At 67.9% G+C, this 22,776-nt stretch carries 16 protein-coding genes; 4 read left to right on the forward strand and 12 right to left on the reverse strand.

Features of this window, described 5'->3' with window-relative positions; genetic code table 11:
* Positions 1–134: 134 nt before the first annotated feature.
* Together recA and IPI67_23190 are read left to right on the forward strand one after the other, a co-directional pair.
* Positions 135–1,307: a recombinase RecA gene (recA, locus tag IPI67_23185; protein MBK7583089.1), complete on the forward strand. Its 1,173-nt coding sequence runs from the start codon at positions 135–137 to the stop codon at positions 1,305–1,307.
* 399 nt (positions 1,308–1,706) lie between these two features.
* A complete protein-coding gene (locus tag IPI67_23190) occupies positions 1,707–2,480 on the forward strand; it encodes a hypothetical protein (protein MBK7583090.1) in 774 nt (257 codons plus the stop codon).
* Between the two features lie 24 nt (positions 2,481–2,504).
* Here IPI67_23190 and IPI67_23195 read toward each other — a convergent pair whose 3' ends face one another.
* Positions 2,505–3,263, reverse strand: a complete 759-nt coding sequence (locus IPI67_23195) for a hypothetical protein (GenBank protein MBK7583091.1) — start codon at positions 3,261–3,263, stop codon at positions 2,505–2,507.
* The gene (locus IPI67_23200; protein ID MBK7583092.1) at positions 3,260–4,483 is read right to left on the reverse strand and encodes a hypothetical protein; all 1,224 of its coding nucleotides are present in this window, start codon (positions 4,481–4,483) and stop codon (positions 3,260–3,262) included. The genes IPI67_23195 and IPI67_23200 overlap by 4 nt, the downstream gene beginning before the upstream one ends.
* 146 nt (positions 4,484–4,629) lie before the next feature.
* Here IPI67_23200 and IPI67_23205 point away from each other — a divergent pair, with 146 nt between their 5' ends.
* Together IPI67_23205 and IPI67_23210 are read left to right on the forward strand one after the other, a co-directional pair.
* Positions 4,630–7,155 (forward strand): thioredoxin domain-containing protein, encoded by a 2,526-nt coding sequence (locus IPI67_23205; GenBank protein ID MBK7583093.1) that lies wholly within the window; start codon positions 4,630–4,632, stop codon positions 7,153–7,155.
* Positions 7,156–7,292: 137 nt separating this feature from the next.
* Positions 7,293–8,912, forward strand: a complete 1,620-nt coding sequence (locus IPI67_23210; GenBank protein MBK7583094.1) for a serine/threonine protein kinase — start codon at positions 7,293–7,295, stop codon at positions 8,910–8,912.
* A 10-nt stretch (positions 8,913–8,922) separates the two neighbouring features.
* Here the strand turns inward: IPI67_23210 and IPI67_23215 are convergent, their stop codons facing one another.
* From IPI67_23215 to IPI67_23260, 10 genes are all read right to left on the reverse strand, one after another.
* Positions 8,923–9,921, reverse strand: a complete 999-nt coding sequence (locus IPI67_23215) for a peptidylprolyl isomerase (GenBank protein MBK7583095.1) — start codon at positions 9,919–9,921, stop codon at positions 8,923–8,925.
* Between the two features lie 155 nt (positions 9,922–10,076).
* Entirely contained in the window at positions 10,077–10,616 is a 540-nt protein-coding gene (locus IPI67_23220; GenBank protein MBK7583096.1) for a hypothetical protein, read from the reverse strand.
* 35 nt (positions 10,617–10,651) lie between these two features.
* Entirely contained in the window at positions 10,652–12,700 is a 2,049-nt protein-coding gene (locus IPI67_23225; GenBank protein MBK7583097.1) for a VWA domain-containing protein, read from the reverse strand.
* Complete coding sequence (locus IPI67_23230; protein MBK7583098.1) at positions 12,697–13,629, reverse strand: DUF58 domain-containing protein; 933 nt, start codon at positions 13,627–13,629, stop codon at positions 12,697–12,699. Before IPI67_23230 ends, IPI67_23225 begins: the two co-directional genes overlap by 4 nt.
* Positions 13,610–16,234: a hypothetical protein gene (locus IPI67_23235; protein MBK7583099.1), complete on the reverse strand. Its 2,625-nt coding sequence runs from the start codon at positions 16,232–16,234 to the stop codon at positions 13,610–13,612. The genes IPI67_23230 and IPI67_23235 overlap by 20 nt, the downstream gene beginning before the upstream one ends.
* Complete coding sequence (locus tag IPI67_23240; protein ID MBK7583100.1) at positions 16,234–17,232, reverse strand: hypothetical protein; 999 nt, start codon at positions 17,230–17,232, stop codon at positions 16,234–16,236. The genes IPI67_23235 and IPI67_23240 overlap by 1 nt, the downstream gene beginning before the upstream one ends.
* A gap of 16 nt (positions 17,233–17,248) precedes the next feature.
* Positions 17,249–18,790, reverse strand: coding sequence for a serine/threonine protein kinase (locus IPI67_23245; protein ID MBK7583101.1), 1,542 nt, complete (start codon positions 18,788–18,790; stop codon positions 17,249–17,251).
* Between the two features lie 40 nt (positions 18,791–18,830).
* Positions 18,831–19,979 carry a serine/threonine protein kinase gene (locus tag IPI67_23250; protein ID MBK7583102.1) on the reverse strand — a complete coding sequence of 383 codons (1,149 nt, stop codon included), beginning with the start codon at positions 19,977–19,979 and terminating at the stop codon, positions 18,831–18,833.
* Between the two features lie 10 nt (positions 19,980–19,989).
* Positions 19,990–20,904 carry a LysM peptidoglycan-binding domain-containing protein gene (locus IPI67_23255; protein MBK7583103.1) on the reverse strand — a complete coding sequence of 305 codons (915 nt, stop codon included), beginning with the start codon at positions 20,902–20,904 and terminating at the stop codon, positions 19,990–19,992.
* A gap of 42 nt (positions 20,905–20,946) precedes the next feature.
* A complete protein-coding gene (locus tag IPI67_23260) occupies positions 20,947–22,668 on the reverse strand; it encodes a serine/threonine protein kinase (protein MBK7583104.1) in 1,722 nt (573 codons plus the stop codon).
* Positions 22,669–22,776 lie beyond the last annotated feature (108 nt).

Consider the following 22,776-nt stretch of genomic DNA (forward strand, 5'->3'; position numbering starts at 1 on the left):
TTGACATCTGAACAGCCGCACAGTATCAGTCACACATCGATGCTCGGCGAGGTGCCGAGACCGCTCGGTGGTGGGTCAGATGGCCTTTGACCCCGGTGCGGGTGTGTTCGAAGTGAGCAGGGTCGGAGGCGCACATGTTGGACGAGAAGCAGAAGAGCAAGGCGCTCGAAATCGCGATTGCGAGTGTCGAGAAGGAGTTCGGCAAGGGCGCGGTCATGCGCCTCAAAGATGGCGAGACCATCGGAGGCGACGTGTCGGTCGTACCGACGGGCTCCCTCGGCCTCGACATCGCGCTCGGCATCGGCGGTTATCCGCGCGGCCGCATCATCGAGGTCTTTGGTCCGGAGTCGAGCGGTAAGACGACCCTCACGCTGCACGCCATCGCCAACGTTCAACGCCTCGGCGGTGTGGCGGCGTTCATCGACGCCGAGCACGCGCTCGACATCAACTACGCCAAGAAGCTCGGCGTGAAAACCGACGAGCTCCTGGTGAGCCAGCCTGACTACGGTGAGCAGGCGCTGGAGATCGCGGACATGCTGGTGCGCTCCGGTGCCGTCGACCTGGTGGTCATCGACTCGGTGGCTGCGCTGGTGCCAAAGGCCGAGATCGAGGGTGACATGGGCGACTCCCACGTTGGTCTGCAGGCGCGCCTCATGAGCCAGGCGTTGCGCAAGCTCACCGGTTCGGTCTCGCGCTCGCAGTGCATCATCTTTTTCACCAATCAGATCCGCATGAAAATTGGCGTGATGTTCGGCAGCCCGGAGACGACTTCCGGTGGCAACGCGCTCAAGTTCTACGCATCGGTGCGGCTCGACGTGCGTCGCATCGGCGCAATCAAAGAGGCGTCCACCCAGCCGGGCAAGGACAAGGACATGCAGGTCGTCGGAAACCGCACGCGGGTCAAGGTCGTGAAGAACAAGATGGCCGCGCCGTTCCGCGAGTGTGAGTTCGACATCCTCTATGGGTTTGGTGTCTCGCGTTCGGGTGAGGTGCTGGATCTCGGCACCGACGCCAACATCGTGCAAAAGAGCGGCTCCTGGTTCGCGGTCGACGCCGAGCGCATTGGCCAGGGGCGCGACGCCGCGCGGACCTATCTCGAGGAGCACCCGAAACTGCTCACCGAGGTCGAGACGAAGGTGCTCGAGCTGCACGGCGTGAAACGGCGAGTCGCTGCGGAAGCTGCGGGTGCCGCGGCGCCCGCCGCCGATGCCAAGGCCGAAGACAAGGCTCCGCCACCGAACGGTGGGGGCTCGAAAGCGCTGCCGCCGGCTGGGCTGAAACGTCCCGCGGCGCAGCGCCCCAGCTGAAGCTTCGAAGAGAATCAGCCGGCGACGGCGCGACGGTACGGGCCGCGTCGCGCCGGCTGAGCTCTGTCCGGGATCCTCCGGACCCCCTCCACAGGCTGTGGATAACCCGTTGATAAGTTCCGGAAGAGCCGGGGACGGATCGATGCGATTCGCGGCCTAGTTGACGGCTCGATGACCGGGATCCCGAAGCTCCGCGGGCACTTAGGGTGGCTCCACAGCCAGGGCAAAACTGTCGCCATAAGCCTCTGATATTACGGCGTAAATTGTCGTTCCTTGACGCGTCCGATCGCGCCCCATACCGAGATCATTGTGACCGCCCGTCGTGCCGTGAGCTTCCCGTGGATCGCCGCGCCAGCGCGCCTCGCGAAGGGCCGTCCGGTGGTGGGCCGCTCACCGCGCATGGCGCCGTCCGCGGTGCGCATCCCGCACCCGCAGCAGATCGAGCTGCCGCTCCGGTTCACCGGCGGCGGTCCGCAGATCTTCGTGCACGAGGGGGCGCGCCAAGCCTTGGAGCGTCGGCTCGACCAGGCCTTCGGCGGTGTGGTTCAGCTGTCGGTCACGGACAACCGGCGGCGGATGGTCACGCGCACCCAGGTGAACGGGGTGCTCAAGGTCCGCGTCCACATGATGTTCCTCGACGCCTCGGAGCGTGTGGTCGACGCCCTGGTCCGCTACGTGGTCGACGGCGAGCGTGATGCTTCCGAGCTCGTCGGCGCGTTCATCGAGTCGAACTCCCACCGCATTCGAGCGGTGCAGGCGGCCCGTGGCCCGCTCCGCCCCCGGGGTCGCGTGCACGACCTCTACACCATCTTGACCGAGGTCAGCCAACGCTACCTGGGCTCGTCGGTCCCGCCGGACGTGCTCATCACGTGGGGGCGTCACACCCACCCGGTGGATGGCCCCCGCAAGACCATCAAGCTCGGAAGTTACAGCGCAACAGAGCGACTGATTCGTGTGCACCCGGTGCTCGATCGCGAGTGGGTGCCCCGCTACTTCATCTCGTACATCGTCTACCACGAGCTTCTGCACCACGTGGTTCCGAGCGTGAAAGAGGGCGGGCGCGCGCTGGTTCACTCGGCCGAGTTCGCGCGCCGCGAGCGCGAGTTCCTCCACTACGACCGCGCGATGGAGTGGGAGCGCAAGCACATCAACCGCTTGCTCAAGGCACGCTGAGCAGCGGTCCAGCCGCGCGGCCGCTCAGATTTCCAGCGCGAGGCCCAGCATCCAGGTGTTGGTGCCGACGCGCATCTGGTCGCCGCTGCCGAGCTTGCTCATGTACCATTCCATGAAGAAGTAGCTGTTGTTGACGCCGGTCGTGGTGTCCATCTCGACCGCGCTGGTGCGGTCGATGGCGTCGAGCAGCAACATGCCACCGAGTGCGAACTGGTAGCCATACGATGCGCCGCGGCCGAGGGTGCCGTCGTCGCCGTGGGCCGTGCCGTCGCCGTCGCTGGACCACCAGAGTGCGTAGCCGAGGCCGGCCTTGGCGTAGGGCACCAGCGGAATGAAGGTATCCTTGGCCAGCACGTCCACGCGCAGCACTCCGACCAGATACATCGGCATGATGTTGAGGGTCGTCGCTTGCGCCGAGCGGTTACCGCTGCCGTCGGCGAGCAGCGCGTCGGCGCTGAACTTGGTGTAACCCCAGCCGATGCCCGGGCCGAAGCTGCCGAAGTGCGGGAGCCGGAGCGCCTGCCAGTCGACCTCGATGCCGATCAGGTAGCGATTGTCACTGCCGAAGGTCTGGTCGAAGGGTTTGGCGCCACCGAACTCGGAGTCGACATCCGGTCGGTAGGGGCCGAAGCGCAGCTCGAAGGCGGCGTTCTGGGGTGACTCGTACTGGTGACGCTGATCGAGGCCGCCGTAGGGGCCGAGCTCGTCGGTGCCTTGGGCAAATGCAGGCGCGCTGGCAGAAGACGCGGCGAGGGTGAGCGCCACAACGAGTCGCAATTTCATCCGAGCCGCCTCCGCCGCCTGAGCAGCGAAACGGCCAGGGCGGCGCCGAACAATGCCAGCGTCGCCTGGCTCGGGTTCTGACCGAGGGCGCAGAACCCGCCGCCGCCCTTGCCGCCTGCTCGGCGGTAGAGCTCGAAGAAGTCGTCCACGGGCTGTGGCGTGCCACACGCGACCTTCGACAGCGGTCCCGAGTTGCCGAGGGTGTCGACTGCAGCCACCGCGACCGCGTACTTGACGCCGTTCGCGAGGTTCGTCGCCGTAACCTCGGTGGACACCTTGCTGGACGTGGAGCCGCACTGGTATTCCGAGCTCGGAATCGTCCCGGGAGTCAGGGAAGCAGAGGGGCAGTCGGGGTTGCCCGCCGAGCCGCCTCCGGAGCCACCGGTGCCGCTGCTGCCCGAGGTTCCGCCGGACCCACCTGCGGAGGCCTCGAGACCCGAGTCACCACCCGTTGCGCTGGCCTCGGCGGCTGCGTCGCTGCCCGCGTCGGTCGCGCCGGCACCTGCGGCACCAGAGCTACCGGCGGCACCGCCCGCGGCTGGAGCGCTGCCAGGTCCGTTGCCCGAGTCACAGTAGACACGATAACCGGCGAGATCAGTCGCGATCGGATTCGTCCAGCTGACGATCAGCTGTTTCTCGCCGATCCCTGCCGAGATCGAAGTGGGCGCCGGTGGACCGATGACGTCGAAGCCTGAGTCGAACGTGGCCTCGGTTCCGGCGAGATCGTTGTTGGAGTCTAGCAGCATGAAATGAAGCACGACGGCGACGCCTTCGGTCGCAATGTCCGTGCGCTCACAAGCCGCCGAAGTGCCCGTGCCCGGCGCGCCTGGTTTCTCCTGCGCCACCATGTCTTGTGCGCGGAGCTTCACGCTGAGCGTCGTCGTTTGCGGGAACGCCTCGTAGAGCTTCCAGCAGTCGATCTGAGACCCCTCACGCTTGGTTTTCGTGGTGCACTCGGGACCTGCCCACACCTGCAACGATTTTCCGGAGAAGCTCGTCATGTCGACGGGGAACGTGAACACGTCGTCGGCGACACAGTCCGAGTGGCTGACCCAGTACGGTTTGTTGGCGCTGTCGCGCAGCCCGACGACACGCTTGATGCCCGTATTCTGAATGATGACGGTCTGCGCGCTCGCCGGCACGGTGATCAGGCTCGCCATGAGCGCGATGGCACTCGAGCCGAGCCACGTCGCCAGCGTCCGGTATCGCCTGAAAGCCATGTCGAGCCCCTTTGAGCACACAGCGTGCCACGCTGCAAACCCGACGCCACACGAGGATTCAGCGGTTTGCGGGGAGGGCGCCCGGACAGCCTGTCCGGCTGAGTACTCGGGCTGCCAAACTGGCAGGCGGTGATACGGTGTCGACCGTGCCGCCCATCGTCGGTGAAACCCTGCTCGGTACGTACCGCATCGAGTCTTCGGAGGAGCTGCCGGGAGGGCTTTCGCTCGGTGCCGCCGCAGCGGATGGCACCGAGGTGAGCTGGGTGGCGCTACCACTCGGGGCACCCGTATCGCGTGACCCAGCGCCGCTGCTCGGTGATCAGGACCGCTACCGGATCGGGGCGCCGGGCATTGCCAAGCCGCTGGGAGTCGCGATCGAGGGCAACGTGCTCAGTGTCGTCTACGAGCGGCGTCACTCCGAGTGCCTGGCGGACTGGTTGCAACAACCTCCGCGCCCGCGCCCGTCGATCGCCCATGCCATCACTGCCATCGCTTCCGCACTGGCGCCGCTCCACGATCAAGGCATCGCCTTTGGTGCGCTCCGGCCCGAGTTGCTGCGCATCGGTCCAGAGGGTGTGAGCATCGAGGGGTTTGCGCTCGACGCCATGCTGCGCGCACTCGTTGGAGATCGAGCATCGGTCGCGACGACGCCGCTTGCGTATCGCGCGCCGGAGCAGCAGAGCTCGACACCCGGACCGCCCACGCCGGCCGCGGACGTGTACGCCCTCGGCGTGCTGGCGACGGAGCTCGTGATCGGGCGGGCGCTCGGGCCCGCCGACGAGCGACCGACCCCGCGCGCGTGCGGGACCGATGTGAGCGACGCGGTCGAGGCGGCGATCTCCAGAGCCGTGGCGCGCTCCCCGGTGGCGCGGCCTCACGACCTGATCGGTTTTGCGCAGGGCCTCGCCGAGGCGCTGCTGGTGCCGCATTATTCGCCTCAGGGCATGCCGCCGGCGAGCGCTCCGAGTGCGTCGGAGGCTTCGCCGCCATGGGCAGCGGGGGCGCCGGCTCCGCTGGTTGCGCCGCCTGCCCCAGCCGCGCCCGCGCCAATCCCAGGTGCGGAGGGTCCGTCCCCCAATGCAGCCGCAGCAGCGCCGCGGCCGCCCGCGCCGCCACCGCGAATGGACTCGATGCCGCCGTCGGGTCGAGGAGCGCGCGGCAACGCAGGCTGGATCGTGGCGCTTCTGGCGGGCGTGGGACTGATGCTCGCTGGCGTGGGCGGGCTGTTTGCGTACGCGATGCTGCGCACACCGCCGACTCCGGTCTCGACCGCCGCGACCGGCACCGATGCTGGTGTCGTGCCCAGCATTCCGTCGCCGCGAGCGCCGACCGTGCCGGGGCCGACGGATGATCCCGACCCGGAGGAGCCCGCCGAGGACGCCGGAGCCGCGAGCGCCGAGCCCGATTCGAGCGCGCCGCTCCCGAGCAACGGTGTGCGCGTCGTGAGCGGTGCCGACCTTGGGTCGCCGCTGCCGCTTCCCGCGGACGTTCCGGTCTGGGGCAGTGAAAAGGCATTGGTCACCATCGTCGTGTTCGGTGACCTGGAGTGCCCTCACACACGGCGAGCGCAGCGCGCGCTCGAGTCACTGTTGCGTGCGTTTCCCAACGACGTGCGGCTCGCATTTCGTCACCGGCCGCTCGCCATTCACACTCGGGCTCGGGACGCAGCCAGGGTGGCCGCCGGCGTGCGCCGCGATCTGGGGGATACCGCCTTCTGGCGACTGATGGGCCAGGCGGCGGCGAGTAGCCTGGACGCCAATCGCGTCGAGCTCGGCAAATGGGTGACCAGTGCCGGTGGTCAGGAGTCGCAGGTCGAGACCTGGTTGTCGCAGACCGACACCGACAACGAGGTCGGCAGGGATCTACAGCTTGCAGGTTTGTTCGACGTGCGCGAGACACCGACCTTCTTCGTCAACGGTGTCCGCGTCGAGGGGTTTTCCAGCTACGACGACCTCAAACGGGTGGTGGAGAAGGAGCTGACGTCGGCACGCAGCGTGCTCACGCTGGGCACGGCCCTCTCCGAGCTCTACGCCACCCGCGTGCGCAAGAACTTGATTGGGCTGGGTGCCGACGTCGCGGCTCGCACCTGTCCGCCGGTCGCCGGCTCGCCGGAGCGTGGGGCGACCGACGCGCTGGTGACGATCGTCGAGTTCTCCGAGTTCCAGTGCCCGTTCTGCCGAAGGGTTCAGCCGACGCTCGACACACTCCTGGCAAAACACGGCGGCGATCTGCGCGTCGTATGGAAGAACTTCCCGCTGGATCACCACACCCAGGCGCGGCCGGCGGCTGCCTTCGCCCTCGAAGCGTTCGAGCTCGGTGGTCCGACCAAGTTCTGGAAGGCTCACGATCTACTGTTTGCGTCTCAGGCAGATCTCACCGAACCAGCGCTCGAGGGTTTGGCGCAGAAGCTCGGGCTCGATGCAACGAAGCTGCTGGAAGCGTCGCGACGCCGCGGCCATGATCCGAAGATCGACGGAGACGCGCGCCTCGGGCAGAAGCTCGGTGTCAGCGGGACACCAGCGTTCTTCGTCAACGGCCGGTCACTGACGGGCGCTCAGCCCATCGAGCGATTCGAGGCCGTGATTCGCGAAGAGCTGGAGAGCGCGCGTCACCTGGTGGGCAGTGGAACACCGCGGGGACGTATCTACGACGCCCTGTGTGGGGTGCGCTGAGGGCCAAAGGTCGCGCCGAAATCGCGCTTTCTCGCCGAGGCAGGGCGTGGGGTCGCCGATTCGGGAAAAGCGGCGGCCTCACGTGATAAGAGCAGAGGGTCGCGGGGCGATTGAAGGTGGTGGAGCAAGCGGCAGCAGTGAGGTCGGCAAATCGGGCGTCGCTGCCGCCAGCGGCGCGCTCGCTGCGCTCCATCGACATGGTCATGCAGGCGGAAGAGGCCACGCGCGCGCGGGTCTTCTTCCGCTGCCTGGCCGTGATCATGGTTGCGCTGGAGGCCGCGCTGCCGTTCTTGCCTGGCGCCGATTGGCTGCGCGCGATCACTTCGGTGCTCGCAGGGGTGATCCTGGTGCTGTCCTTGGTCACCTTGTACGTGCTCCGCCACGACGCCAGCTGGACACCCCGGCTGATGGCGAGCATCGGCATCGTGGACGCGATCTTGGGTGTGGGGGTGATCTACTACCTGGGCACGTTCTCGGCGGCGGCGGCCATCTTCACCGTCGGTCTGTATTTCTTCGGGCTCTCGAGCAGCAAGGGCAGCGCGGCGGCGGTCTACGTGGCGGGGGCCGGGATCTACCTGGGCATTTCCGCGGGCATCGCCGCCGGTGTCGTCCCCGACGTGAGCCTGTTCTCCGCCGCTCACGCCGATCCGATGTCGCGCTGGTACCGCGTTGCGATGATGCAGCTCGTCTTCGGCATGACGTTTTATCTGGCGCGCAGCAGCCGCCGCGCGACCGAGACTGCAATGGATGGCGCGCAGCAGGTTCGCCGCACTCTGAAACAGCGCGACGCACTCTTGAACGAGGCACGTAACGAGCTCGACTGGGCCCTGCGCACGGGCGAGGGTTACATGTCCGGCCAGGCGATGGGCAAATACGAGATCGAGGAGGTGATCGGTCGCGGCGGCATGGGTGAGGTGTACGCGGCGAAGGACACCGAGAGCGACCGCAGGGTGGCGCTCAAGCTGCTTCACCCCAACATGGTCGAGAACAAGGAGTACGTGCAGCGTTTCATGCGCGAGGCGCAGGCGGCGGCATCGGTGCCGAGTGAACACGTCGCGGAAGTCTACGAGCTCGGGTACACGCCCTACGGCGGGCCGTTCATCGCGATGGAGCTGCTCGATGGGCACGACCTCGCGTGGTACCTGCGACGCACGCCCAGCTTGCCGCTCGATACCGTGGTGACGATGGTCGAGCACGCTGCGCGCGCGCTGGCCGCGGTGCGTGAAGCCGGCGTCGTGCATCGTGATCTCAAACCCGCCAACCTGTTTCTGGTGGATTCACTGCCGCAGAAGTGGAAAGTGCTCGACTTTGGGCTCTCCAAGATCCAGGGCGGAGCCGCACTGACCCGCGAGGTCGCAGTCGGCACACCGCAATACATGCCGCCCGAGCAAGCCCAGGGTCTACCCGTCGATCATCGGGCCGACCTGTACGCCCTGGCGGCGATTGCTTATCGCGGCATCACCGGGCAGCCGCCCTTCACCGGTGAAGACATCGGGCCGCTGCTGCTCGACGTGCTCTACACGAACCCGCAGCAGCCGGGGTTGTTGGCCAAGGTCCCGGTCGAGGTCGAGCTGGTGCTGGCCATCGCCCTCGCGAAGAAGCCCGACGACCGCTTCGGGTGGGTGGAGGAGTTCGCGGTTGCGTTGCGCGCGGCATCGACCGGAGATCTGGACGAGGCCACACGCACCAAGGGCTGGCAGCTGGTGAAGCTCTACCCCTGGGGTTCGACGCAACGAAAACGCGCCGCGAAGGCCTGACGCGCGGGACTCACATCCGGATGTCGACGTGGGTCTGGCGCCGCAGGCCCTCGACCCAAGAGCGCCGAGCCTTGCCCATCTTCTCGAGATAGACTCGCTCTCCGAGCTCGTTTTTTGCTTCTTCGAAGCTGGGGAGCTCGGTCTCGTCTCGCTCGATGAGCTTGAGCACGAAGAACGAATCTCCGACGCGCACCGGGCCGGCGACCTGCCCTGGCTCGAGGTTGAAGAGCGCGGCGTCGAGCAGCGGCGCCAACTGTGCTGGCCTCAGGCGCCCGAGCAGGCCGCCCTTGCCGCGGCTGCCCGCGTCGTCGGAATTTTCCCGGGCCAGAGCGCCGAAGTCGGAACCCGAACGGGCGGACTGGACCACTGACTCGGCGCGCCGGCGCGCGGCCTTGGCCGCCGTCTTGTCGCCCGCGGCTACGTCCAGGCGGATCCATGCGGCGCGGAACGCGAGCTTCTTGCGCTCGTCCATGACCAGACGCCGATACATGGTGCGGACGTCCTCTTCGGTCACACGGATGCGACCTTGCACGCGCAGATTGAGGAGTTTGGCCTCCAGGACCTGGCGGCGGATCTCGCTGCGGTAGTGTTTTTCGTCCAGGCCGGTCTTGCCGGCCTCCGAGATGAGCTTGTCGATGGACAGGCCGTTTTGCGCCGCGACGCGCGAGATGGCCTCGTCGACCTCCTTGGCGTCCACGATGATCTTGGAGCGATTGGCCGCGCGCGCCTGGAGCTCTTCGTCGACCATGCGCTCGAGCACGTTCTTGTGGGTCTGAGAGATGGCGGCGCTGCGCTGCGCCCCGGCCGGGATCTCTTGGTTTATCTTGAGCAGGAATGGCTTCGCGCGATCCTTGAGGTCACTGAGCAAGATCGCACGCTCACCAACCACCGCGACGACCTTCTCGATGACGGTCGCTTTGGCGGGCGTCGACGTGGTGCCCGCGCCGAGCACCAACGCAAGGGCGAGCACTCCGGGAGGGAGGCGGCGGAAGGGTCCCTGGGCACGCATCAGGCCGGTTCGTTTAGCACAGCCGGGCAGCGCGGGGAAAACCCCGGCTTCGTGACATCGAGTCCCCGGGATGGAAAGGCGCCGATCGTGTCTGCGGCATCCCGAGTCGACGGCAGGTCTGCTGGCCGGTTGCCCGGCACACGCCTGCGGTGGCTTCAACGCCTCATGTGGGTACGGTCCGCAATCGTGACGTAGAAGTCGCGCGGCCAATGCCTCACGAAGGTGACCCGCACGACGGGGCTGCCGTCGTTCGGGTCGACGCTGTCGCTCAAGGTGCCGACGACCCGGACCAACGAGCCCGCACCGATGCTGAGCTTCCCGATGTCGTCGTCACCCGACAGCTTGGCCAACGCGTGCACTACCGCGTGTTCGCGGTCGCCGACGGTGACGCGGCAGGTGTCCTCGTCGCCGGTGTCACACAGGTTCCGAGGCTCGAGTGTGCGCACGCTCAAGCTCAGGTCGGCCTGGCCAGCCGCGCCGGGATGGCGCGCCTTCACCACGCCAAACAGCGAGACCGCCTTGCCCTTCCACTCTTCTGGCGCTCGCTGCGCCATGACCGGGTCGTACTCCTTGGCGCTCTTCGTCGCCGACTCTTCCGCATCGAGCGGTGAGTAGGTGCGGCTGTAGCCGTACATTCCAGGCGAATGACAGCCCGAGAGCCCCAGGGCGAGAACGAGCACACAGCGCTTCAGCATGGCGCCCTCGGACTATCACGCCGTGCGCGCGGGAGCTACCCGTCCGACACGGGTTCGACGCGCGGCCGCGGGTCTGTTTTCCGTCGGCCCCGTTTGGGTTTCAGGCGGCCCGCGGCGCGCAGGCCGAGCTCAAGCGCCAGCAGCAAGAGGAGCAAGAGTGCGACCTCGGACGAGATATCGACGTCGTTCTCGACGCCACCGGTCAGCACGCGATCTTTCTGCGCGTCGGGCGCTCGCGGCAGCGTGGTGATCTCATTCGGGTCCAGCCTGACGATCCGGCGTTCATCGGTGCCGTCCAGACGGATGCGGTATCGGCCGACTTGCTCCGGCACGAACGCACGCTGTGGTTGTGTGGGCTCACCCGCGCTCTCGGATTTGAGGGGCCCATCCGGTCCCGACACCTCGACCTCGGCGGCGGCGGGGAATGCCCACGGCGTGCCGGCGATGCTTCGCTTCGGGCCGGCGCGTCGTTGGGCTTGTTCGACCAGGTGCTCGAGCAACGCGAGGAACCCCGGACGCAGCGCGAGGTCGCTCTGCTCCGGCGACGTGGGAAGAGTCACCGTCCAGACGAGCCCGCGGCCCAGGGTCTGTTCCGCCAAGAACGCTTGACCGTCGTCCCAGCGCGCGATGATTTTCGCGCCATTCGGCAGCGCGCTGTCGAGCCGAGCGCGCCCGCGAGGTGACAGCTCGGCGAGGCTCTTCGCGGGCGCTCCGAGCCAAGCAAGGCTGGCGGGATCGACGCCCTTGGCTTTGGTCGTGTCCCAAGACAGCGCACCCCGCAGAAAGGGCTCCAGCGTGGTGCCGAGCTGCACACTCTCGACGCGAGGACCGAGCCACGCGCCCGCGACGCCACCCCGCTCGAGCCATGCGACCAACGCCGCTCGCGCCTCCGGGCCGAGGCCCGCCGGGTCGTCGAGCACGAGAGCCGCGATGCCGGCGAGCTCCTTGTCGTCGTCCGGCATCATCGACATCGGACGCACACTCACGTCCAGCGCCAGGGCTTCGAGAGCTTGCTCGACCACCGTTGCACCGCCGGTCGTGGCGCTCGCGGTCGCCGGGTCGGAGATCACAACCAGGCCGAGGCTCGCGGTTTCCGGGGCGACGGGAGCAAGGTCGTCCTTCCCGATGGCGTCGTGCCCCGACAACCGCGCGTCCAGCCCGACGCTCGCGATCGAAGGCTCCAGCGACAGGGTCTGTTCGCCGGGTCTTGCATCGAGCTTTGCGCTGGCCACGACCTCGCCGGTCTTGGCGCGTTGGTCGTTGGAGCCGGCGTCGACATCTCGGCGTTGAGCGTCGGACGAGCCCACCACGAGCTCGACGGAGCGGCCGCGGGCCGCCTGTGCGGACGAGCACGCGAGTGACACCGTGACGCGGCGCCCACGGCTCTCGGCGGAGACGACACCACAGTCGTCGATGGGTTTTCTGAGCTCGTCGAGCGGCGCCCAGATCGGCGGTTCACCCTCGGGCAGCTCCGCCCCCGCAAAATCGCTGAAGAGCACGACCTTGCGATCCACGTGTGGCAGTTGTTTCACCGACGAGCGAGCCAGCTGAACGGCGGCTTCGAGGTCCGTCGAGCGATCGGTGACGGCCAGGTCCGAGAGCGCACGCCGAGCCGCCCCGAGGTCGGTGGTGGCAGACAGCGCGAGGCGCGCCGGAGCGCCCGCGAGCACGATGGCCACGGCGTCGCCCTCGCGCGCGGCATCCAGCAGATCGCCGGCGCCGCGGATCGCCCGCTCGAAGCGCGTCTTCCCTGACGGGGTGGTGGCGCGCATGCTGAGCGAGTCGTCGATGATCAAGGCGAGCGCGACGGAGCCGCCGGTCTGGCGCGCGATCGACAGTCGCGAACAACGAACCAAGGGTGTTGCTCCGAGCAACGCGAGCGCGAGCACCATCAACGCGCGGACACCGAGCAGCGCGCGGTCTTCCAGGCGACTGCGCTGTCGGGCCACAGGTTCTGCCACCGGGACCAGGTGAGCTGGAGGAAACTCGCGCTCTTCGGCCCGCGACCGCCGCAGCAGGTGCGCCACGAAGGGCACGACCACGAACACGCCGACTGCGAGCGCGAGCCCGACGACGAAGTTCATCGTTCGCCCCCTTTGGCGCTGAGCACGATCTCCCGCACGGTGGTCACCGGGTCATCGCTGGTCGTTGCGCGCACCAGTCGTCCGCCGGTCGCGGTCAGGCGTTCGTCCCATTCATGCGCCAGGTTATCGAGCCGCTCCAGATAGGTCTCGCGCACCAGGTTGGCGTCGGTCTCGACTAGCACGTCGCCTTCGGTTGCCCTGAGCGAGACCGGTCCGTCGAAGCTGAAGCTCGCTTCGAGCGGGTCGAGCACTCGCACGACGATCAGCGTGCGCCCGAGGGACGAGAGCGCTGCGAACCGTTCGAGGGTGCCGGCCGGGAGATCCAGCAGATCGGTCAGGAGCACGACGACGGCGCCGCGGCGGGCGTAGCGCGCGACCCGCGCGAACGCCCGCTCGACCGCTGCGGGATCGAGATACAGGTCTCCACCCGGGTCCGCGCTCTCGAGCGCAGCAACGACGCGTTCGAAGGCCTCGCGGCCGCCGAGCGCAGGCAGCGGCTGGCAGTCCTTGCCGCCAATCCAGTCGAGGGCCACGGGATCGCCGCCGGAGGTGGCGATGCGTGCGAGCGCCGCCGCCACCACCGCGGCGTAAGCGAGCTTGGCTCCCGGTGCACCGCGGCTCCGGAACCCCATCGAGGTGGTTGCATCGACGACCAGACGCAGAGCGCGATCCGTCTCGGTCTCGAACTGTCGCACCAGCAGCCGGCCGTGCCGCATCAGGGCGTGGCGGTCGATGAAGCGCAGATCATCTCCGGGTACGTAAGCGCGGTGCCCACCGAACTCGACGCCCGCCCCGCGCCGCGGGCTGCGATGTCCGCCTGCGTACACGCCGTCGGCGGCGTGCCGTGCCGACAGCTTGAGCGGCGCAAGCTCGCCCCAGTCGAGCCGGCGCTCGATCGCGCGCTGAGAATCACGGTCGGAAGCGTTCACCGGTCGCCGTCACTTTGGAGCCATTGATGCCGCCCCACACGACGAACTCACCCGCCGCGAAGGCGCCGACGGCAAACAGATGGTCCTCTCCCGAGGGCCACGCACCGACTGGCGTCCAAGCGTTGGTCCCCGATCGGTAGATGCCTCCGTCATTGAGCACTGTGTCCGAGGTCGAGAGGCCGCCGAGCACGAGGGTGACTCCGTTGGACACGCGCGCGCTGAAGCCGGCCTCGCGCTGGGGTGAAAGACGAGCGCCCGGCGGTGAAGTCGTCGACAGGTTGCTCCAGCTCGAGCCGTCCAAGCGTTTGCCGTCGTCATAGGTGGTTGGGGAGCCACCGGTGGATTTGCGGCCACCCCACGCGATCAGGTAGTTGCCGTCCCAGTCGCCGAACGCGCCCAGGCGTTGACTTGGCCCATTGGCGAGCTGTGTCCAGGCGTCGGTGCTGGGTTGATAGCGGAAGGTCTGGTTGGTGTTGCTCGGGCCGAGGTCGCCGCCGTAAATCAAGAAGTCGGTGCCGTTCCAGCCGACTGTGGCGCTCACGCGCGGCGCGGGAGCCCCGCTCGTGGCGGCTTGTTTCCAGCTGTTTTGCTGCGGGTCGTAGCGGTACGTTCCGGCGACCGCAGAGCCATTCGCATCGAAGCCGCCCCACACCAGCACTTCGGAACCGGTCCACACCAAGATGGGTGCGCGTCGGCCGCTCGGGGCTCCCGTCTTGGCGACGGCCAGCCAAGACTTCAGCGCCGGATCGTAGAGCGCGCCGTCGGAGAGATCCGTCGAGCCGTTGCCGCCGCCCCAGACAAAGACCCGATTGCCGGTCCACACCGCCGAGGCAAGGATGCGGGGCGAGGGTGTGTTCAGGTCTTGCACGATGGGGGCGAACGAGTCTGTGGTCACATCGTAGATCACACCGTCGTCGAGCACGTCTGGCACCGCGTCGACCCCGCCCCAGATGAACACCCGCCCGGGGCTGGAGAGCGCGGCGTAAGCGGCATGACTGCGCGCGCTCGGCGCGCCGGCGGAGGTCACCGGAGCCCACGGCGGCGTGCAGACTCCTGCCGCACAAGACCGACCGACCCCGCACACTCCCCCGCAACCGCCGCAGTTCTTGGGGTCGGTGTTCGGGTTGATGCAGTAGCCGCCGCACAGAAGCTCCGAGCCGGTGCACGTCGGCGTTACGCATTGGTTGCCGCTGCAGACCTTGCCCCCAGTGCAGTCTGTGTCGACGCAACACTGGAAACAGCCAGCCGCACAGCACTGATTGCCGGTCGTACAACCGGCGGAGCCGCACTTGCCGTTGCCATCGCAGCTCTCGGTGGTGCACGGATCGGAGTCGGCGCAGTTCGCCGCGCTGCAGCACTCACGGCACGAGCTGCCGCAGTCGTTCGGGGTCGACGCCGCACATTGACACAGCGAGCCCGAGCAGACCGAACCCGGTTTGCAGACCGTGGTGCACGAACCGCAATGGGTCGGGTTCGCGGTCAGGTCGATCTCACAGCCGTCTCCGGCCTGGGAGTTGCAATTGGCGAAACCGTTCAGACAATCGGGCTGGCCGGCCGTGCACTTCTGGTTGGGTCCCACCGGCTGGCTGCAACCCCCGCAGTGCTGGGGATCTTTGCTGGTGTCGACGCACGAGTTTCCGCAGAGGGTCTCGCTGCTCGCGCAGTTGGCGACACAGCTCGTTCCGTCGCAGGCGGCTGTCGGCGCCGAGCACTGGGTCGCGCACGAGGCGCAGTGCTGAGGATCGGTGAGCGAGGTCTCGCATCCGACCGTTGCGTCGCAGTCTTGAAAGCCAGCGAGGCAGCCGCAATTGCCCGTGCTGCAGGTTCCGTTCGCTCCGCACGACTTGGCGCAAACGCCGCAGTTCTTGGCGTCGCTGCCGAAGTTCGCCTCACAACCATCGTTCTTGTCGGCGTTGCAGTCGCCGAAGCCCGTGGCGCACTCGCATTTGCCGGAGACACAAGTCTGGTTTGCACCGCAGGTCACGCCGCAAGCGCCGCAGTTGTTCTTTGCCGATGCGAGCTGGGTTTCGCAGCCGTTGCCCGCCTGCCCGTCACAGTTGGCGGTGCCGCTCGGGCAGGAGCATTTCCCGAGCGCGCAGGTCTGATCGAAGGTGCACATTGCGCCGCAGCTGCCGCAGTTGGCCGGATCGACCGCCGAGTCGATCTCGCAGCCGGTGACGGCGTTTTTGTCGCAGTCGAGGTGACCGAGCACGCAGGTGTTCGTGCATTGCCCGCTGGCGCAGGTCGTCCCCGGGCAGCCGACGCCGCACACACCGCAGTTGGAAGGACTGCTCGAGAGGTCGACGCAGACGTCGTCACAACACGCCTCGCCCGTTGCGCACGTGGCGCACGGCCCCGCGTCGGCGCCGGCCGTGCCTCCGCTCGCCCCGCTGCCGGCGATGCCGCCGGTCCCGCCGCCCGTCGTTCCGCCAGCGGCGTCGGCGTCGCCGCCTTTGCCCCCCAAGCTCGCATCACCGCTCTGCCCGCCGCTGCCCGCGGGTACGGTCGAAAAGTCGTCGCTCTGGAGCTGCGGACAGCCGGCGGCGGCGAGGCCGGCGAGGCACACGGCCAAGACCCGTCGCGGCCAGCCATACCGCTGCGGCATCAGAACGTCCCTCGAACGCCGCTCGCGCCCGGTCCAACGAACGCACCGACCTGCGCGCTCTCGGTGTGTTTCGGAGTGGTGAGCCACAACGTCACGCCTGCGCCCACACCAACCAAACCAACGACGTAGCCGATGGTCGAGACCGTGCGCAGGCTACGGAAGGTGGCGGCATCGTCGGCGCCACTCGAGCCTGCGACGCAGCGGTTGTTCGGGCAGTTGTCCTCGGCGCTCTGATGTCTTGCGTTCGCCATCAGCCCGGTGGTGATCCCGACGCCGAGCCCCGCGGCGCCGACGCCGAACGAGACCCAGGTCCACAGTGAGCGGGGCGACGACGCCGTCGAGGCGTTTGCGGCTGGCTTCGCCTCCGCACCTTCGGATACCGCCGCGGCGCTCGGTGCGTCGGGCAAGGTCAGCTCGACGCTTCGACTCTCTTTTTCTTCGAGCTTCAGCGTCGCGCGTGCTTCGCGGCCATCCGTGGTCTTGGCGATCAGCTCGTGTGAACCGGGATCGATGGGCGCGGACACACCAATGAGCGCAGCGGCCAAGGGTTTGCCGTCGACGGTGACACTCAGCTCCTTCGAAGTTCGGCCGCTGCCTTTGACCGAGATCTTCGCTCGCGGCACCCGTGGGCGCAGCTCGGCGAGCTCAGTCTGCGCCGCTTGCACCGCCTCACGAAAGGCGGAAGACGAGCTCGCGTCGAGCTTGGTGCGAGTCGTGCGCACGTAGGCTTCGAGCGCTTCCACCCAGCGCCCACCCTTCGAAAGGGCGCGCGCGCGACGGAGCGAGAGGGTGGGTGCGGGAACCAGGGCGTAGGCACGCTGGTACAGGTCTTGGGCCTTGGCGTAGTCCGCCTGATCCATGGCCTTGGCCGCCTGCTCGGCCAGCTCGCGGGCGGCGTTCTTGGTTGCGTCGTCGGCTTCTGCGGAGGCGACGGAGGTCGCGGTCAGTGTGAATACTGCGATGGCAGCCACCCGTGCGCCTCGCACGAGGGCGTGCATTCGCCGACGCTGACCGTCAAAACCCGAGATCCTCCGCATATCCCCCCTTGGGTTTAGCTGGTGTCGGGGCCGGCGTGGGGGAAGATTTGGCGCTGGGCCCGGGATCTGGCGCAGGCGGCGGCGTGATCGGCCTCGGCTTTCCCCTCACCGGCGCGGTCGCCGCCTTGGGTTCGTCCGCTCGAGTTGCCGCCGGCTCCGGGGCGATGGGCAGCGAGCTCGCGGAGCTTGGGCTAGTGGTCGTTGGTGTGGGCGAGGAAGCCGGAGTCGGTGGCGCGGGCAGCGTCGCGGCGCTCGGCGCTGGTGCAGTTGACGCCGTGAGAGCGCGAACCACCACGAACCCTACTGCGATCAGCAAGCTGCCGCCGATCAGCGCGAGGGCCCACTTGCGTCGGCTCGGATCGCTGCCGTGCGACGCGAGCTGCGCATCACCAACCGGCACCGGGGGCGCCACGACCGGCGGCAACCTCGGGACGCTGGGCATGGGTGTCGCGTTCGGCGGAGCTTGGCTTGGGCTCGGCGCGCCGGGGGGCGGCGTCGATCCACGCACGCTGGCCATCGAGACCAGCGAGATCCTACCCGGGGGCATCGGCTCGACCCAGGTGGCCCGCAGCGAGTGCCCGCTCAGGTCTTCGGACACACCACGCGCCAGCAGCCAGCCGGCCAGGTCCGCGCCGAGCTCGCGCATGCTCTGGTAGCGGAGCACGCGGTCCTTCGCCAGGCCTTTGCTCAAGATCGCCCAGAGGTCGGCGTCGCCCGCGCCGAGCTCGAGGATCGATGGGATTTCGTCCTCGATGATGTGGCGCAGGAGGGCGTTGTAGTTGACATCCTCGAACGGAACGCGCCCCGTACAACACTCGTAGAGCAGCACACTCAGCCCCCAGATGTCAGCGCGGTGGTCGATGTCGTCGACACCCCGCGCTTGCTCCGGAGACATGTAATCGGGGCTGCCGACCACGGTGCCGGCCTGCGTGATGCGGGTGTCGCTCACCGGGCTCGCGGCCAGCTTGGCGACACCGAAATCGAGGATCTTCGGCTGCAGTCGGCCGTCCGTGTCCGCGAGGTAGATGTTGTCGGGTTTCAGATCTCGGTGCACGACGCCACGGCCGTGGGCGGAGCTCAGCGCATCGGCAATCGGTAGCAGGATCTGCACCGACTGGATCGACTCGAGCTTGCCCTCGCGATCGAGAACCTCGCCCAATGTCTCGCCTTGCAGCAGCTCCATCACGATGAAGGGCTCGTCGTGGCGGGTGCGGCCGAAGTCGAAGACCCGGCAGATGGCGGGATGTTTCAGGCGCGCCGCGGCGCGCGCCTCGGTCAGGAAGCGTTCCTCGGTGGCTGGGCTGGCCATGTCACCGCGAATCAGCTTGAGCCCGACCTGCGCGTCGAGCGCCAGGTTCTTCGCCACCCAGATCGAACCCATGCCGCCTTCGCCCAGCAAACTGACGAGCTTGTACTTCTCCGCGATGATCTCGCCGACCACGTAGCGCGAAGCCGCGCGCTTGGGAGACGGGCGGTCCACCCCGGCGTTGAACTTGTCCGTGCGGACGACTCGAGACACTTGCGCTGTCGACGAGTGTGCCCGTGCGGGCCGGAGAGCGCTAGCTACCGGCCAAACTGAGCACCACGCCTGCTGCAATTCCGAGCAGGGCTGCGACCACCGCGATCAGCCAGAAAAGGCCTGACGAGCGCGTTCGGGGCAGCTCTGCTTCTTTCGGCACGACCTCAGTCGCAGCCGGCGTTCCTACCGACAGCTCGGTATCCCGATTGCCCAGGTCGAGCTCCAGCGGCGGTGGCGCGGTGGAAGCCACGTCGCGCGGGCGCTTCTGCGCCGTGGCGAGCACCGTCGCCAGCGCGGACGCCGACGGATAACGGTCGTCGGGTTTCTTCGCCAGCGCGTGCATGACCACGGCGTCGAGGGCAGGGGTAATACCTGCGTGTGGCGCGCGCTCCGAGGGCGGTACGACGGCGTCGGTCAGGTGCGCCGTCATCACCGAGATCGGGTTCTTGCCGGCGAACGGCACCGACCCGGTCAAGAGCTCGTACAAGATGATCCCCGCAGCGTAGATGTCGCTGCGGAAATCGACGTCGTCCCCGCGAGCGGCCTCCGGCGCCATGTACTCGGGCGTGCCGAAGACCATGTTCTGTTGGGTCAGCGCCGTCAGGGATTGGCTGGCGTCGCCGCGCAGGACTTTGGCCAGGCCGAAGTCCAACACCCGGGCGGTCTCCAGCTGATCTTCCTCATCGCGTTCGATCACGACGTTGCCGGGTTTGAGATCGCGGTGCACCACACCTTGCGCGTGGGCTGCGTCGAGCGCGCAGCAGATCTGCCGCACGATCTCGGTGGCGCGAACTGCGTCGAAGCTCGAGGTCTTGACCAGCACGTCGAGGGGCGTGCCCTGCACGTGTTCGAGCGCCATGTACAGCAGGCCGTCCTCGGCCTCGCCAAAGTCGAGCAGCGGGACCAGATTCGGGCCGCGCAGCTGGCGGAGGATGCGGGCTTCGCGGTGAAAGCGCCGACTGATTTGATGATCTCGCGCGAGGTGCCGATGGATCACCTTCAGCGCGACGATCTGGCCGACCAATACCGACGCGGACTCGCCGGTTGCGCGCGCCTCGACACACTCCGCGCGATACACGACGCCGCTTGCACCATCGCCCAGGGCGTTGCCGATGCGATACCGCCCGCCGATCACGGAGCCGGGAACCAGGGGCCCAGACAGGCCGGCTTCGGGTACACTCTCGGTCACCGGCGCCGCCTCATTGTGGGTTTCCCTCACAAGCTTCGATGAGCTTGGGGCTCAGCATCACCGGGTCGAGGGGTGTCACCGAGTCGAGCTTGCGCCACTCGGTGCACGAGGCCCGCGCGAGCCCCGGCGCGTCGAGCGCGGCGTAGGCTTCGAGCAGCTGCCGGTGCACACCGGCGAGCTGGTCCGTCGTGAGCTGCGTTTGGGTGGCCAGGAACCGATTGCCGCGGGCGATGGCGTCGACGTAACGGCCGCTCTTCACGTCTGCGGTCAGCGCCGGCAGCTCGGCCTGAACCTTGCGCTGTTTGTCCCGCGTCTCACCCGCGCTCTGACTGCAGAGGAGCGGGTTGCCCTCGACCACCGCCTTCTTGGCGTCCTCGGTCAGCGCGAGCTCGGTCAGTGGCACGAGCACCAGGTCACCTGGAATCAGCTTCTTCCCCTTGAGACCGTTGTAGTGGTCGAGGACCCAGGCCTTGTTGGGGTCGCCCATGTACTTCTGTGCGATGCTCACGATGCTGTCGGCGTTCGTGACCATCACCGGCAAGTTGTAGGGCACCACGATCTCGGCGCCATCGGCCGGGGGAAGCCAAGGGCTCGAACCGTTGGCCATGCTGATCACATCGGCGCGCTGCGCAGAGCCGAGGTAGGTCGTTGCCAGCTCTGCCCAGGTGTCTCCTTTCTTGATGCGGCGGTGCGCCAGCGCCGGCACTTCGAGGCGCATGCCCAGCACGATCGGCGCGCCGCCCCGGGCATCGAGACCGTTGGCGGCGACCAGCAACTTCTCGTGCTGGATCAGGCCGTAGTAGCGCTCGGCGATGGACGCGAGGGTGTCGCCCTTCTGCACCACGTGGGTGAACCCGCGAGCTTCGGTGCTCAGGCCCGACAGGGCAGCGGCGGTGAGTAGAACGAGGAGCTTGGAGCGGCGCATCCGGTCTGGTTCGGGAGCTTAACCCGGAGGTCCGAGCCGCGCTCAGGCCCCCGGCGCGTCGGGCACTTTGGCCGGTTCGAGGGCGCTCTCGAGCAGGCGTTCGAGCTCGGCGGCACTGCTCGGCCTGTCGTCCGGGCGCTTCGCGAGGCAGGCCAAGACCGCACGCTCCAGCCGCTCGGGCAGATCGAGATCGGGTCTCTGAGCCGAGAGCGGCTCCGGGTCTTGCCGCTGATGCAAGGTCAACAGATCACGGCGATGCGCCACCCTGAAGGGCAGGCTCCCGGACAAGGCCTCGTACATCACGACACCGACGGAGTAGAGGTCGGCGCGTCCGTCGAGCTCCGCGCCCACACACTGTTCGGGCGACATGTACTCCGGTGTCCCCAGGGTGAAACCCTGCTGCGTGATGGACTCGGCCTGAGCCAGCTTGCTCATGCCAAAGTCGAGGAGCTTCACGTCGCCATCGTCACACAGGAAGATGTTTCCGGGTTTCATGTCTCGATGCACGATCCCGAAGGTGTGCGCGGCGTGGAGCGCGCGGCAGACCTTGCTGAACACGTCCACTGCCTCTTCCGGATTCAGCGGGCCGATGGATTTGACCCGGCGCGCCAGGGTCATGCCGTGCAGCAACTCCATGACCACGTAGATGGAGCCGTCTGGCATCTGATCGAGGTCCAGCACCTTGACGATGTTCGGATGCTCTACGAACACTTGAACGCGGGCCTCCCGGCGCAGGCGAGCCACCTCGCCGGCGTCTTCCGCCGCGGCACCCCGCAGCACCTTGACTGCGACGTGCGAGCCGATGGTCAGGTGTTCGGCGGCGTAGACCGTCCCGATGCCACCGACGGCGATGCGCTGCCGGATGCGGTATTTCCCGCCCAGCACGACGCCGACCAGATCGCCGGGTGTGGTGCCGAACGCACCCTTCAGCTCGAGCCCGCGCTCGAGGGCCGAGATGCGGTGTTTCTCCAGCACGCGCGCGGCGTGTTCGTTGGCCACACGGTGCTGCAACAGACCGACCAGCACACCCAGTCCCCCGCCCACGACGCCGGCGATGCCTGCGGCCAGAGCACTCCCCGAGAGCGCCACACTGCCCGCCGAGAGGGTTGCGCCCAAGCCCGCGGCAAGCGGCACGTTTCGCCTGCGGGCGATCGGCTGCCAGGTCACGACGTAACTGCAGCTCGCGTCACCTCGCGCCAAGCAGGACACATGCGCAATGTCGGCATCCGGGCGGCCCCACAGTCGAGGCAGCGCAGCCAGCTCGGAGCGGCGGAGGGTACACAGAAGGGCGTCGCGCTCCTCTTCGCTGCCGTCTTCCCGAGGGCGATAGCTGATCGCTGCGCGGCCGCCGCTGGCGCGATCGAGCGTGAAGGTCCCCACGCGAGTCGACTCGCCGGCGTGGGCGCAGAAGTACTCGTAGGCCTCTGGCAACGTGGAGGCGACTCGCAGCATGCGCACGTAGCCGCCGAGCGCCTGGGGATGAGTCGCCCATTGTCCGCGCTTCTCGAGGGCGGGCTCCCCGAGGGCGCTGCCGAGCGCCGCGAGCGCACGGGTGGTGGCGGCGACGGACAGCCAAGCGCTGTCGTCATCCAGGCTTTGCTCGGTGAGCCCGAGGCCGAGCACGAGCTGCTGGCAGGCGTCGTCGCCCTTCTCGGAGCGGAGACGCAGGAAATAGGGACGCAAGAGCGTCGCCCGAAGCTCCTCTTTGCCCCCGCCCGGAGGCGGCAGGCTTCCGAAGGACTTGCCGCTCCGGTCCTCGGACATCGGCCCGAGTGTATCAGCAGCTTTTTCAGGGCATTGTCCGGGAAGAGCGCCGGAGCCCGAGCCCGCTGAAACTTTTGGCCGCCTCGGACGTCGGTAGCTGTCACGCGG

The sequence above is a fragment of the Myxococcales bacterium genome, assembly GCA_016706225.1.
Lineage (GTDB): Bacteria > Myxococcota_A > Polyangia > Polyangiales > Polyangiaceae > JADJKB01.

Excerpts from the sequence above, each read along its gene's own strand:
- recA (MBK7583089.1), top strand. The coding sequence starts at position 135 with ATGTTGGACGAGAAGCAGAAGAGCAAGGCGCTCGAAATCGCGATTGCG.
- IPI67_23190 (MBK7583090.1), top strand. The coding sequence starts at position 1,707 with ATGGCGCCGTCCGCGGTGCGCATCCCGCACCCGCAGCAGATCGAGCTG.
- IPI67_23195 (MBK7583091.1), bottom strand. The coding sequence starts at position 3,263 with ATGAAATTGCGACTCGTTGTGGCGCTCACCCTCGCCGCGTCTTCTGCC.
- IPI67_23200 (MBK7583092.1), bottom strand. The coding sequence starts at position 4,483 with ATGGCTTTCAGGCGATACCGGACGCTGGCGACGTGGCTCGGCTCGAGT.
- IPI67_23215 (MBK7583095.1), bottom strand. The coding sequence starts at position 9,921 with ATGCGTGCCCAGGGACCCTTCCGCCGCCTCCCTCCCGGAGTGCTCGCC.
- IPI67_23220 (MBK7583096.1), bottom strand. The coding sequence starts at position 10,616 with ATGCTGAAGCGCTGTGTGCTCGTTCTCGCCCTGGGGCTCTCGGGCTGT.
- IPI67_23225 (MBK7583097.1), bottom strand. The coding sequence starts at position 12,700 with ATGAACTTCGTCGTCGGGCTCGCGCTCGCAGTCGGCGTGTTCGTGGTC.
- IPI67_23235 (MBK7583099.1), bottom strand. The coding sequence starts at position 16,234 with ATGCCGCAGCGGTATGGCTGGCCGCGACGGGTCTTGGCCGTGTGCCTC.
- IPI67_23240 (MBK7583100.1), bottom strand. The coding sequence starts at position 17,232 with ATGCACGCCCTCGTGCGAGGCGCACGGGTGGCTGCCATCGCAGTATTC.
- IPI67_23255 (MBK7583103.1), bottom strand. The coding sequence starts at position 20,904 with ATGCGCCGCTCCAAGCTCCTCGTTCTACTCACCGCCGCTGCCCTGTCG.
- IPI67_23260 (MBK7583104.1), bottom strand. The coding sequence starts at position 22,668 with ATGTCCGAGGACCGGAGCGGCAAGTCCTTCGGAAGCCTGCCGCCTCCG.